At 63.1% G+C, this 13,391-nt stretch carries 12 protein-coding genes; all 12 read left to right on the top strand.

Annotated elements, in window-relative coordinates:
- Nucleotides 1-73 precede the first annotated feature (73 nt).
- The 12 genes from CV_RS23285 to CV_RS23995 all read left to right on the top strand — a co-directional run bounded on the left by CV_RS23285 (nt 74) and on the right by CV_RS23995 (nt 13,377).
- A complete protein-coding gene (locus tag CV_RS23285; protein WP_147296169.1) occupies nt 74-2,074 on the top strand; it encodes a lytic transglycosylase domain-containing protein in 2,001 nt (666 codons plus the stop codon).
- Complete coding sequence (locus CV_RS01650; RefSeq protein ID WP_011133902.1) at nt 2,074-3,378, top strand: DNA circularization protein; 1,305 nt, start codon at nt 2,074-2,076, stop codon at nt 3,376-3,378. Before CV_RS23285 ends, CV_RS01650 begins: the two co-directional genes overlap by 1 nt.
- Nucleotides 3,362-4,408 (top strand): phage baseplate assembly protein, encoded by a 1,047-nt coding sequence (locus CV_RS01645; protein ID WP_043595267.1) that lies wholly within the window; start codon nt 3,362-3,364, stop codon nt 4,406-4,408. The genes CV_RS01650 and CV_RS01645 overlap by 17 nt, the downstream gene beginning before the upstream one ends.
- 10 nt (nt 4,409-4,418) lie before the next feature.
- Nucleotides 4,419-5,045, top strand: a complete 627-nt coding sequence (locus CV_RS01640; RefSeq protein WP_011133900.1) for a phage baseplate assembly protein V — start codon at nt 4,419-4,421, stop codon at nt 5,043-5,045.
- Between the two features lie 59 nt (nt 5,046-5,104).
- On the top strand, nt 5,105-5,455 hold the full coding sequence (locus tag CV_RS01635) for a phage GP46 family protein (RefSeq protein ID WP_011133899.1): 351 nt from the start codon (nt 5,105-5,107) through the stop codon (nt 5,453-5,455).
- Complete coding sequence (locus tag CV_RS01630) at nt 5,455-6,543, top strand: baseplate J/gp47 family protein (RefSeq protein ID WP_043595265.1); 1,089 nt, start codon at nt 5,455-5,457, stop codon at nt 6,541-6,543. The genes CV_RS01635 and CV_RS01630 overlap by 1 nt, the downstream gene beginning before the upstream one ends.
- Nucleotides 6,540-7,118, top strand: coding sequence for a YmfQ family protein (locus CV_RS01625; RefSeq protein ID WP_011133897.1), 579 nt, complete (start codon nt 6,540-6,542; stop codon nt 7,116-7,118). The genes CV_RS01630 and CV_RS01625 overlap by 4 nt, the downstream gene beginning before the upstream one ends.
- Nucleotides 7,119-7,225: 107 nt before the next feature.
- Nucleotides 7,226-9,001: a tail fiber protein gene (locus tag CV_RS24000; RefSeq protein WP_011133896.1), complete on the top strand. Its 1,776-nt coding sequence runs from the start codon at nt 7,226-7,228 to the stop codon at nt 8,999-9,001.
- A gap of 10 nt (nt 9,002-9,011) precedes the next feature.
- On the top strand, nt 9,012-9,590 hold the full coding sequence (locus CV_RS21970; protein ID WP_011133895.1) for a tail fiber assembly protein: 579 nt from the start codon (nt 9,012-9,014) through the stop codon (nt 9,588-9,590).
- A gap of 183 nt (nt 9,591-9,773) precedes the next feature.
- Nucleotides 9,774-11,291, top strand: a complete 1,518-nt coding sequence (locus CV_RS21965; RefSeq protein WP_052278745.1) for a hypothetical protein — start codon at nt 9,774-9,776, stop codon at nt 11,289-11,291.
- Between the two features lie 11 nt (nt 11,292-11,302).
- Nucleotides 11,303-11,869: a hypothetical protein gene (locus tag CV_RS01605; protein WP_011133893.1), complete on the top strand. Its 567-nt coding sequence runs from the start codon at nt 11,303-11,305 to the stop codon at nt 11,867-11,869.
- A 200-nt stretch (nt 11,870-12,069) separates the two neighbouring features.
- Nucleotides 12,070-13,377: a phage tail protein gene (locus CV_RS23995; protein WP_011133892.1), complete on the top strand. Its 1,308-nt coding sequence runs from the start codon at nt 12,070-12,072 to the stop codon at nt 13,375-13,377.
- The last annotated feature ends 14 nt before the right edge of the window (nt 13,378-13,391 follow it).

Here is a 13,391-nt window from a genome sequence, read left to right as displayed (position 1 = left end):
TTTAAATAATTCAATCCCAAAAACAAGGAAGCATTGTCATCTCACTGGATGAGAACTTGGTTAGGAAACTGAAATGTCAAAGTATAAGATCATGCAGTATGCAGGCAAAGCAAAAGGCAATATACCAGTAACCGATTATGACTCAATGCCAAAGCATCATCCAGACAAAGAAAAAGAGGGAAACCGCCAATATGAAAGAATACATGGAAATTTAGAAGAAGTCGCCAATCAAAAAAATAGAGTCAATATAAAAAAGGATTTCATCTTAAGTGATGAAAAAGGGAACAGGGATGTATATACACCATCGCCTGTTTCAGGGTATGCCACATACTCTAAAAACTACGGGACGATAGAAATATATGACAAGCCAGAAGGGAAAGATCGTACTTTACTGGCAAAACTGCAACACATAAAACCAGAAACTCAAACATTCAAAAATGGGGATCGTGTCGAATATGGACAAGGGCTAGGATTGCAATACAAAACTGGCGATTCGGCAGGAAAACACAAATACCCTATTCACTCTCATGTCGAAACGGATGAAGAAACATACAAGAAATATATCTCAGACATTGTGTCTGGCAATATCTCGCTCAGCAGGCCAAATAATATTGGACAGCACCAGAAAAATGAAAAAAAAGAAGATCAGGCTAAACCAAAACTTCCTGAGAGTAGCTCTACACCTTTAGGCAATAAGCATGAGTCGAAAAACACACCCCCAAAAGGGAATGAGCATAAGAAGAATGAAAAAGAGAATGAGCGCATTGAAAGAATAAGAAAGAATAAGGAAATAATTAAAAAACAAGCAATAGAATCAAATGTACCTGTAAAAGACTTTCTAACATTCGCCGATATAGAAACTGGCGGAACTTACAATGAAAAAGCCTACAACAAAAAATCGGGTGCGAAAGGCTTATTTCAATTTGTACCAGACACTGCAAAAGCATATAAAATCAACGGGAAAGAGTTTGATCCCACAGAAAATACAAAAGCCGCACTTCAACTATATAAAGACAATTTAAAAGCAATAGAAAAAAAGAAACAAAAGAACAATCTAGAATATCTATCAGGAGAGCAAAACCCAAATGGACTAGATCTTTACCTTGCACATCAACAAGGGGCCGGTGGCTATTCCATCATTCAAAAGGTCAATGCTGGCCTCCAATCACTTGGAGAGAAAACCAAATCCAATCTAATAGGAAATTTACCCAGCAAGGATAAAAAGAAATATGCGGCATTAAATGACCGTGACTTAACCAAAGAATATCTTAAATATTGGAGAGAGAATTATAAGAAAAGACAAGGTGCGATAGAAAAAGAACTCTCCTCTGTCAGCCAACCTAACACTGAAGGAAAAAATGAACATGCCGCCGATATAAAACATGAAGTAGATCAAAAGAAGCCACAAGCAGATGTTGATGCAGTAAGGCAGGAAGCAAAAGATCAGGCGAAGGTCAAACAACACGCCGATGCCGAAGCTGCGAAACAGAAAGCGGCCGAACAGGCGAAAGCCAAGCAACGCGCCGACGCCGAAGCTGCGAAACAGAAAGCGGCCGAACAGGCGAAAGCCAAACAGCGCGCCGACGCCGAAGCTGCGAAACAGAAAGCGGCCGAACAGGCGAAAGCCAAGCAACGCGCCGACGCCGAAGCCGCGAAGCAGAAAGCGGCAGAGCAGGCGAAAGCCAAGCAGCGCGCCGACGTCGAAGCTGCGAAACAGAAAGCGGCAGAGCAGGCGAAAGCCAAACAAGGCGTCGACGCGGAAGCTGTGAAGCGGAAAGAAGCTGAGCAAGCACAGACCAAGATCGAAGCTGTTGGAAAGAAAGAACCCGTTCAACCGAAACAAAAAGCCGCGGCGAAGCCGGCCCAAAAGCAGCCCGCTCAAGCCAAGCCCGCCCAGCCAGCGGGTCCCGGCAATCTGGATGCCCAACTAGCCCAGCTTGCCGCTCTGCTCGGCCAGTTGAATGCCGCACTGGCCCCGCTGGCCAAACCCATCCAAATCACCGTCGACGTGCAAAACGGCAACATCGTCGCCGCCGTCAACGCCGCCAACAGCCAACAACAAAGGAGGAATTGATGTTCAGCCTCAATGTGTTCGCCGGCCTGTCCGCCGGCCCCCTGGTGGACGCCAGCTTCCGCGGCGTGCGCTTCGACTGCCTGAAGAGCGTGGACAGCGCGCAGCGCGACCAGGCGATGCACGAATACCCGTACAAGGACGGGGCCGACGTGGAGGACCTGGGCCGCAAGGCGCGCAAGGTGTCGCTGTCGGCGATGTTCTGGGGCAAGGACTACCAGCACCGGTTGCGCCAGTTCGTCGCCGCGCTGGACGCCGCCGGCCCCGGCGAGCTGGTCCACCCGGTGTTCGGCAGCATGCCGCAGGCCCAGGTAGTGGATTACCAGATCAGCCACGACGCCGACGCCACCGACTCCTGCACCGTGGAGGTCAACTGGGTGGAGGCCACGCCGGGCAACCCTTTCTTCGCCGCCAAGAAGACGCTGCCGCAGGTGGACGCCATCTCGTCGCAGGTGGACAAGCTGCGCCAGATGGCCGGCGAGGCCTTTGCCAAGGCCCAGGGCCTGGTGGCCACCGCCAAGGGCGCGCTGGCCCGCGTCGCCGCGCTGCGCCAGCAACTGACCGCCACCGTCCGCCAGTTGGCCGCGATGGCCAACCAGGCGGTGGCCCAGGTGACCGACCTGCTCGCCTATCCGCAGGCCTTCGTCGCCCAGGCCAAGCAGCTGGTGGACGCGGCGGCCAACTGGCGCTTCGATCTGCAGGTGGACCTCGGCCCGCTGCCGGCGCTGAAAACCGCCGCCGCGATGTCGTCCGCCACGCTGGCCGACTGGAAGGCGCTGCGCCGCCGGCTGGAGGGCCTGCCGGATGCGGTGCGCCAGGGCATCTCGCCGGTATCCGCCAGCGCCACGCTGTCGGTATGGAGCGACGACCAGCGCCGCATCGACGCGTTGCTGCAGCTGAACGTGTCCACCAAGCTCGCCTCCGCCGCCGCCGGCATCTTCGCCAGCGAAGCGCAAAAGCCGACGCTGACGCCGCCGGCGCTGGAGCAGATCGCCGGTGACGTGCGCGCCTCGCTGCAGACCACGATAGACCAATGGCGCGCCGGCATGCCGTCCGAGGACGCCTACAAGGTGGTGGACGGCCTGCGCGAGCTGGGCCTGCAGGTGCAGCAGGGCGCCGCCGCGCTGATCGCCGCCAAGCCGCCGCTGCTGAAGCGCAAGGTGGAATCCGCCTGCAATCTGCGCCAGCTGGCCCACCTGTGGTATGGCGACAGCGAGCGCGCCGCCGAGCTGCTGCGGCTGAATCCGCAGCTGTCCCAACCCAACCATCTGACTCCGGGGACCCTGGTCTATGGCTACGCCCGCTAAGCAAACCGTCAGCCTGCAGATAGGCGGCCGCCAGCACGGCGACTGGACCCACTACTCGGTCGACTCCGACCTGGTCGTCGCCGCCGACGCCTGGCAGGTGTCGCTGGGCCTGCCAGGCGGCGTCTTCCCGCCCGACGTGGAGCCGGGCGCGATGGTCAAGGTGCAGGTCGGCGGCGAGACGGTGCTGATGGGCCGCATCGACGACATCAGCCACAGCGTCGCCTCCGGCAGCCATCAGCTGACGCTGTCCGGCCGCGACCTGGCCGGCATGCTGCTCGATTGCAGCGCGCCGCTGTTCACCGGCAAGGGCATGACGCTGCAGGACGTGCTGGACAACGTGGTGAAGCCGCTGGGCATCGCCAACATCCGCGTCGACGCCAAGGCCCGCGGCCAGATCGAGAAGATCAATGTCGATCCCGGCAACAGCGCCTGGGACGTGCTCACCCGCGCCGCCCAGGCCAACGGCCTGACCGCCTGGTTCGACCCGGACGGCACGCTGTTGGTGGGCGGTCCGGACTACAGCCGGCCGGCCAGCGCGCGGCTGATCCTGCGCCGCGACGGCAAGGGCAACAATGTGCTCAGCCTGGCCGAAACCCGCTCCCACGCGCAGCGCTATTCCGAGCTGACGCTGCTGGGCCAGGGCCACGGCCAGTCGCTGACGCCCGGCCGCCACGCGATGCGGCACCACGTCTTCGATTCCGACGTCTGCTACCACAAGCCGCGCATCCAGGTGGAGCCGGACGCCGCCAGCCCGGCCGAGCTGGCCGCCCGCGCCGACAAGATGCTGGCCGACGCCCGCCTGGCCGGCTACACCCTGACCGCCACCGTGGCCGGCCACCGCGACAGCCAGGGCGCGCTGTGGACGCCGGGCCAGCGCATCGAGGTGGAAAGCGAGCCGCACGGCATCAACGGCACCTATTTCCTGATGGCGCGCACCTTCGAGGGCGGCCGCGGCCAGGGCAGCGTCACCCGGCTGACGCTGAAGGAAGACAAATGCTGGATTCCGGTGATGCGCGCCGGCAAGCAATGAGGAGACCAATATGTGGCATGAAGTAGACCAACGCATCCGCCGCGCCTTCAGCAATGTGCGCCAGGGCTTCCGCGCGGTGCTCACCCATGTGGACAGCGACGGCGGCGTGCAGGCCGCGCAGGCCGACGCGCTGGCCGGCGAGCGGCTGCAGGACGCCGAGCTGTTCCAGCATTACGGCTACACCTCCAACCCCCCGCCGGGCAGCATGGCCATGGTGCTGCCGCTGGGCGGCCGCACCAGCCACAGCGTGGTGATCGCCACCGAGCACGGCAGCTACCGGCTGCAATCGCTGCAACCGGGCGAGGTGGCGCTGTACAGCGACGAAGGCAGCAAGATCGTGCTCAAACGCGGCAGGATCATCGCCGTGGAGTGCGACACCTTCCAGCTCGACTGCAAGACCTGGCAGGTCAACGCCAGCGAACAAGCCAGCTTCACCACGCCCACGCTGAACACCAGCGCGCAGTTCGTCGCCCAGGGCCAGATCAGCGGCAACGGCGGCCTAGCCATCCAGGGCGGCGGCGGCGCCAAGGTCACCGGCAGCGTCAGCGCCAGCGGCGACGTGAAGGCCGGCGGCATCAGCCTGCAAGGCCACATCCACAACGGCGACTCCGGCGGCGTCACCAGCCCGCCCAAGTAAGCCGCGCCACTGACCCTCGTCCCCTGATCCCATAACCGCCAAACCCGGAAAATAACGCCATGGACCCATTGCTGGACCCCATCACCGGCGACTACGCCGGCCCCTCCACCGACACCCTCGCCAACGCCGTCTACCTGCGCCTGATGACCCCGCTGGGCGGCTGGTGGGCCGACCCGACGCTGGGCTCGCGCCTGCACGAGCTGTCCCGCAGCAAGGACAGCAACCGCATCGACCTCTTGGCCTGCCAGTACGCCGAGCAGGCGCTGCAGCCGCTGCTGCAGGACGGCCGCGCCAGCCGCGTCCAGGTGTCGTCGCAGCGGCAAGGCCCCGGCCGGCTGCTCCTGAACATCGAAGTCGCCGAAACCGGCGGCCACATCCGCCATTTCCAACACCAAGTGAGGATAGCCTGATGCCCCTGTCCACTCCCGATTTCGCCAGCATCCGCGATACGCTGCTGCGCGACCTGCAAAACCTGCGCGCTGATGCCGACATCGCGCCGGACAGCGACTACTTCGTCCGCGCCAGCTCGGTGGCCAGCGCGGTGGAGGGCCTGTACCAGCACCAGAGCTGGATCGCCCGCCAGATCTTCCCCGACACCGCCGACAGCGAATACCTGGAACAGCACGCCCGCCTGCGCGGCATCGTGCGCAAGCCGGCCGCCGCCGCCAGCGGCACGCTGCGGATCAGCGGCAACGCCGGCGCCGTCGTCAGCGGCAGCCTGCAACTGCGCATCGGCGAGCAGCTGTACGCCACCCCCGCCGCCAATCCGGACGGCAGCCCCTACGCCGCCAGGCTGGACGCCAACGGCCAGGCCGAGCTGCCCATCTTCGCCAGCCAGGCCGGCGCCGCCGGCAATCAGCCGGAGAGCCTGCCGGTGGAACTGATGCAGGCTCCGTCCGGCGTCAGCGCCAAGGCGCTGCTGCTCAGCATGCGCAACGGCGTGGACGTGGAGGACGACGCGGCCTTGCTGGACCGGCTGCTGGAGCTGATCCGCCGCCCGCCGGCCGGCGGCAACAGGCACGACTACCGCCGCTGGGCGATGGAAGTGAAGGGCGTCTCCGCCGCCTACGTCTATCCGCTGCGCCGCGGCCTGGGCACCGTGGACGTGGTGATCACCGCCAACGGCGACTTGCCGTCGCAGGAAATTCTGAACAATGTACAGGCCCATATCGAGGATTTGCGCCCGGTCACCGCCAAGAGCTGCCTGGTGCTGGCGCCGACCCCGCGCCCGGTAGACATCGACGTCGCGCTCAATCTGGGCGGCGCGAACCTGGACGCGTTCACGCCGTTGCTGCAGCAGACGCTGCAAGCCTACTTCGCCGGCTTGGCGCCAGGCGAGCGGCTGGTCAAGAGCCGGATCGAGGCGCTGATCTCCGACCTGCCCGGCGTGCAGGACCGCCAGCTCAACTCGCCGGCCGGCAACGTCGATCCAGTCTCTGATCCCACTAAAGTGGAATGGCTGCGGCTGGGCAAACTGACTGTGGGGCTGCTGAAATGACGCCGCAACCGCCCTATCAGGACTTGCTGACCCGGCTGCTGCCGCCGGTCAGCTACAGCCCGGACAGCCCGCGGCTGCAGGCCGAGCTGGCCAGCGAGGGCGCGGCGCTGGACCGCGCGCAGCATTCCGCCCATCAGTTGGCCGGCGCCGTCACGCCCTTGCAGGCGGAGGCGATGCTGCCGGAATGGGAGCGGGTATGCGGTCTGACGCCGCCCTCCGACGCCACCTACCAGCAACGCCGGCAGGCGGTGCTGGCCAAGCTGGCCGAGACCGGCGGCCTGTCCATTCCCTACTTCACCCGCCTGGCCGCCGGCATGGGCTACAAGATCCAGATCGCCGAGCCGCAGCCGTTCCGCGCCGGCGTCAACCGCGCCGGCCAGCAGCTGTGGAGCGCCGACATCCCCTGGGTATGGCAGGTGACCGTATTCGGCAGCAAGGTCCGCCCCTACCAGTTCCGCGCCGGCCAATCGCTGGCGGGCGAACGCCTGTGCGCCTTCGGCGACCCCAGGCTGGAAGAACTGTTCAACGACCTCAAGCCGGCCCATACCTTCGTCTACTTCGCCTACCAGCCGTAAACCGTCTCCAAACGCGCGCTTCCCGCGCGTTTCCTCCCGCCTTTCCCTTCCCCCGGCGCCGATCCCCAATCGGCTGTCCCTGTCCCATCCTTTTCCAGGAGCGCTTCATGCAAGACCCGATCAAGCCCGTTCCCACCCCGGACCAGAAGTTCCACGACGGCAATCCCTCCACCGGCGAGCTGGGCACCATCGTCTCCGCCGACTGGCTGAACACGGTGCAGTCCGCCCTCCAGGCCACCCAGCAGGAAGTGCTGTCCGTGATCGGCAGCAACAATGGCCAGAAAGCCGATCCAGCGCGCCAGGATCAGCTGCTGCAGGCGATCAAGCAGCTGGCCTGGGGCGGTAATGCCAAGCCGACTACCCTGGCGGGCTACGGCATCGCCGACGGCCTGACCCTGCGGCCGCAACTGGGCGACAAGATCGACTTGAACAATATCGTCGACGACGGTCTCTATCACAATCCGGGCAACGATTACGCCGCCAACGGCGCCAACTACCCAACTCCGCATGCTGGCCTGTTGTTTGTTTTCTCCGATGGTCTGATGGTCTATCAGCAATACCAGTGCTACGACAACGCCGGCTGCTGGTACCGCTGCCGCTACCGCGATAACTGGAGCCAATGGCAGAGGCTGGCCGACGCCGCCACCACGCTGGCCGGTTATGGCATCACCGACGGCGCCACCAAGGCCGAGCTGAAGGCGGCGGTGGACGGGCTGGTCAGCGGCGCGCCGGGCGCGCTGAACACGCTGCAGGAACTGGCCGCGGCGCTGGACAACGACAACAACTTCGCCGCCACCATCACCAACAAGCTGGCCGGCAAGGCCGACAAGTCCAGTTCGCTGGCCGGCTACGGCATCAACACGCTGGCGCTGTCCACCGCCCAGACCGCGCAGATCGTCAAAACCACGCCTAACGTCTACGACAACAATCTCTACACCAACGGCACGCTGGAACTGCGCTCCACCGGCACCGACTTCCCGGCCCTGGGCCTGCACCGTCCCGGCAACAGCGCGGTGGCGCTGGTGCATAAGGGTTATGGCGACGATACCCTGGTGCTGAAGGAAGCCGCCGGCGGCGAATATCGCGTCTGGCACAGCGGCAATGATGGCCAGTTCATCAAGAAGCGGCGGGGCCGCATCCATGCCGATGACAAGACCTCGCTGGATACGTCGGTCGCCGCAGGAGAAATGGGGTTCAACTACGGTACTTCCAGCGGCATCTATGGCCCGTTTATCGCCTTTGGCGGCTTGGTGGACAACAACATCAACTACAGCTGCCAATTAACCGCGGATTACGGCAACGGCAGCATGATGCGTTTTCGCACGCGCAATGACGACGGAACAACTGGCCGCTGGAACCCCTGGCGCACGCTGATCCACGAAGACTACCTGACCGGCCAGGTCGCCTTCTTCGCCATGTCCGCTCCGCCGCTGGGCTGGCTGAAGGCCAACGGCGCGGCGGTGAGCCGCAAGGACTATCCGTCCTTGTTCGCGGCGCTGGGAACCTATTATGGCGCAGGCGACGGTTCCACCACCTTCAACCTGCCGGACCTGCGCGGCGAGTTCGTGCGCGGATGGGATGACGGTCGCGGTGTGGATAACGGGCGCGGCTTTGGCACCTGGCAAAAAGGTACCTTAACATTCTCCGATCCGTCTCTTACTTCGCCGTGCGTAGCTAGCCTAGTCCACCGCAACGACAACACAGTCATTGGCTACCTGGACTTAGGCGCAGACCCCGTCGACAAAAACAAATATGACTTAGGACTATCAGTCTCCACCGCCAACGGGGTTTATCTTCCCGATCTGGACTCCGGCGGCTGGGCCAACGGCTATGGTTCCACCCGCCCCCGCAACATCGCCCTGCTCGCCTGCATCAAATACTGAGGATTCCACCATGCAAGACAACAACAAAACCGTCTACGCCTACCACCCGCAAACCGGCGAATACCAGGGGCCGACCGCAGCCGATCCGTCGCCGCTGCAACCCGGTGTCTGGCTGCTGCCGGCCCACAGCACCGAGCTGCCGCCGCCAGCCGCCGCCGAACGCCAGACCGCAGTGTTCCGCGACGGCGGCTGGACCATCTTGCCCGACTGGCGCGCCGTCAAACTGTGGAGCGTCGACACCGCGCAACCAGTCCAGGCCCGTCTGGGCGACACCCCGGACAGCCTGCGCGCCACGCTGCTGCAACCGTGCGAATTCCCAACCTGGGACGGCAAGGGCTGGAGCATCAACAAAACGGCTCAGTCCGCCGCGCTGGCGCAGAAAACTGCCGCGGAATTGAAGCAGCGCCTAGCCGACGCCTACGCCGCCCGCCGCCCGCTGGAAGACGCCGAGTCCATCGGCATCGCCACCGCCGACGAACTGCAAAAGCTGGCCGCCTGGAAGCGCTACTGCGTGGACCTGTCCCGCCTGCCGGACCTGGCGATGTGGCCACGGCTGGTGGGCGCAGACTGGCCCAAGCAGCCTGCCTAAAAACCTAGCTCGCGACACCTGGAAACGGCAGCGCCACGCTGCCGTTTTTCGCGCTGGCCGCACTGACATCCGTCCACTGAGCCGCCGCGCCGGCTTCCCGCACAATCGCCGTCATTCCAAATCAGCGACATCTGTCATCGGCCCCGGCGGCCGATTTCTCTTTACCAGCGGGAGGCGCCTCACATGCAAGACCAGCTCAAACCCATCAACAGCCCGGACGGCCTGTTCCACGACGGCAACCCCTACACCGGCGAACTCGGCACCGTAGTCACCTCCGAGTGGCTGAACGGCATGCAGTCCGCCGTGCAATCCACGCAACAAGAAGTGCTGACCCTGCTCAAGACCAGCGGCCAAAGCCCCGACCCCTCCCGCAAGGATCAGCTGCAGCAAGCGGTGCAGAACATCGCCTGGGGCGGCAATAGCAAGCCCACCACACTGGCCGGCTACGGCATCGCCATCGCCAGCCAGGCCGAAGCGGAAGCGGGCACCGACAACGTCAAGGCGATGACGCCGCTGCGCGTGGAGCAGGCGTTGAACGCCGCCGGCCTGTCGGGCTACGCCAAAAACATCGCCAGCGGATCGCTGCAAACCGTGCGTCCCAACGGCCTCTACCATGTAGACGCCGGTCAAACCAGCGGCGCGCCGGATAAAAGCAACGGCATGCTGCTCGCCAATTTCCTCAACGACAAATGGGGCAGCCAGGTCTACTGGATGTGGGGCGGCGCCACTTACGAGCAGCGGCTGGAAAACGGCAACTGGCAGCCCTGGGTCAAGCTGCTGAAAACCGGGCAGCAAAGCACGCTGGCCGATTACGGCATCACCGACGGCGCCAGCAAGACCGATCTGCAAACAGCAGTCAACAATCTGGTGGCCGGCGCGCCGGGCGCGCTGAACACCTTGCAGGAGCTGGCGGCGGCGCTGGGCAATGACCAGAACTTCGCCGCCACCATCACCAATCAGCTGGCCGGCAAGGCAAGCAAAGCCACCACCCTGGCGGGTTATGGCATAGGCGATGCGCAGACCAAAACGCAAAGCGACGCCCGCTATTTTCAACGCATCGCCCGCTTCACCAGCAATGGCCAGTTCACCGTGCCCGATGGCGTGACCCGCATCTATGTCTCCGGTTGCGGCGGCGGCGGTGGCGGCGGCGGCAGCGGCGCGAGCAGCGCCAGCGTCATGGCGGCAGGCGGCGGCGGCGGCGCCGGCAACAATGTCATGCGCCAGGACTATCCGGTCAGGCCAGGACAAGTCCTTAACATCGTCATCGGCGGCGGCGGCAGCGGAGGTCTGGGCGGCCCGAAAAATGGCGCGACAGGCTCCGCAGGCATCAGCGGCACCAACGGCGGCACCACCGCCATAGCCGAAATCGGCTTGAGTCTGGCTGGTGGTAATGGCGGCGGCGCCGGCAATACCAACGGAATATGGGCGAATGGCGCCAGCCCAGGTAATGGCGGCCCCGGCATGGCACCGGGCACCATAGGCTGGAGCGGACCGACTACCAATATGTGCTATCCCGGCGGGCTGGGCGGCAATTCGCCGTTCGGCGGAGGCGGGAGCACAGTCGGATGGTACTGGGCAGGCGGTGTTTCCCAAACTGGCGCAGGCTTCGGCTCTGGCGGCGGCGGCGGCTTCGCAGGCAGTGACGGCGGTGGCATCGCAGGTGCCAACGGCGCGCCCGGCGTAATCTTCATCGAATGGTAAGGAGTCAATCAATGAGCAAATTCGCCTACTTCAACCCTCAGGACGGCCTCGTGCTGCAATGGATAGACACCGAGTCCCACGCCTGCCACCTTCCCGATGCCTCGTTGCTTCATGCCTGCACCGACACCGAGTGGCAAATGCGCGATCAAGGCGAAATGATGGTACGCGATGGCGCCGTTCAACCCTACATCGCCCCCCAACCCGCAGCGGAACAATTGCGTGCCAAGCAGCAAGCCATCATCCGCGCCGCATGCGATCAAGAACTGGCAGCGCTGCGCCAGGCCTATCCGGAACGCGAGGTCGACAGTTGGCCGCAACAGGAACGGGAAGCCCGCGACATCGCCCTCAATCCGGCTGCGCCCACTCCTATGCTGTCGGCAATCGCCCAAGCTCGGAGCTTGCCTGTGGAAGAATTGGTCCGCCGAGTCCGAGCCAAGGCGGACGCTTATGCCGCCGCGGCAGGCAAGATCATCGGCCGCAAGCAGGCTTTGATAGATGAATTGGATGCCTTAGACCTGTCCGCACCGGATGCCGCGTCCCGAATCTCCGCCATACGCTGGGACATGAAACCGCAGTAGCCAGCCCCAAACCAGACTTGCCTTGCGTAAAACCGCGCTGACGCGCGGTTTTACCATGCGTCCCGCCATCATGTCAGCGCTGACACCCGTCTACTAACCCCGCTCGTCAGCCTCCCGCACAATAACCGTCATTCTCAAACAGCGACATCCGTCATCGGCCCTGCGGCCGATTTTTCTTTAGCCAGCGGGAGGCGTTTTCCATGCAAGATCTCAAACCCATCAATAGCCCCGACAGCCTGTTTCATGACGGCAACCCCGCCACCGGCGAGCTCGGCACCATCGTCTCCGCCGACTGGCTGAACGGCGTGCAATCGGCCGCGCAGGAACTGCTGATCGTGATCAAGAACAGCGGCCAGACCCCTGACTCGACACGCCAGGACCAGTTGCTGCAAGCCGTGCGCAACATCGCCTGGGGCGGCAACAGCAAGCCCACCACACTGGCCGGCTACGGCATCGCCATCGCCAGCCAGGCCGAGGCGGAAGCGGGCACCGACAACGTCAAGGCGATGACGCCGCTGCGCGTCGAACAGGCGCTGAACGCCGCCGGCCTATCCGGCTACGCCAAGAACATCGCCAGCGGCTCGCTGCAAACCGTGCGTCCCAACGGCCTCTACCACGTCGACAGCAGCCTAGTCAGCGGAACCCCGGATAAAAGCAACGGCATGCTGCTGGCCAACTTCCTCAACGATAAGTGGGGCAGCCAGGTCTACTGGATGTGGGGCGGCGCCACTTACGAACAGCGGCTGCAAGACGGCAATTGGCAGCCCTGGGTCAAGCTGCTGAAAACCGGACAGCAAAGCACGCTGGCCGATTACGGCATCACCGACGGTGCCAGCAAGACCGACTTGCAAAAAGCAATCAATGATCTGGTGGCCGGCGCGCCAGGCGCGCTGAACACCTTGCAAGAGCTGGCTGCGGCGCTGGGCAACGACGCCAATTACGCAGCCTCGATCACCAAGCAGCTATCGAACAAAGCCGACAAGGCCACCACGCTGGCCGGCTACGGCATCGCCGACGGCGCCACCGTGACTCAGGTCAATGCCGCCGCGCCGGCTGGCATGGTGGCCTACTTCGCGATGAAAGACGCGCCGGCCGGCTGGCTGATCGCCGACGGGCGGACCGTTGCGCGCAAGGACTACCCGGCGCTGTTCGCCGCCATTGGCGGCCTCTATGGAAATGGCGACGGCTCGACGACATTCGGATTGCCCAACCTTTGCGGCGAGTTCATCCGCGGCTGGGATAATGGACGCGGCGTGGATACCGGCCGAGCCATCGGTTCCAGCCAGATTTCTACCCAGTTGCTGGTCGACAATGATGGCTTGCAGACCGTGGGCGCCATCGACTGGTCTTCGAATAATCTGTCCGCGCTTGGGTATGAGCCGGCGCAAGCCAATGCGGCCAATCTTCACTTCATTAATTCAACGACTATCAGCAACCCCGCCGATTCCAGCTTTATTCGTTCAATCCGCCCCCGCAACATCGCCCTGCTCGCCTGCATCAAGTACTGACGCCCGCAACGTTC

The organism is Chromobacterium violaceum ATCC 12472, from assembly GCF_000007705.1.
Lineage (GTDB): Bacteria > Pseudomonadota > Gammaproteobacteria > Burkholderiales > Chromobacteriaceae > Chromobacterium > Chromobacterium violaceum.
This window is presented reverse-complemented; position numbering and strand designations above follow the sequence as displayed.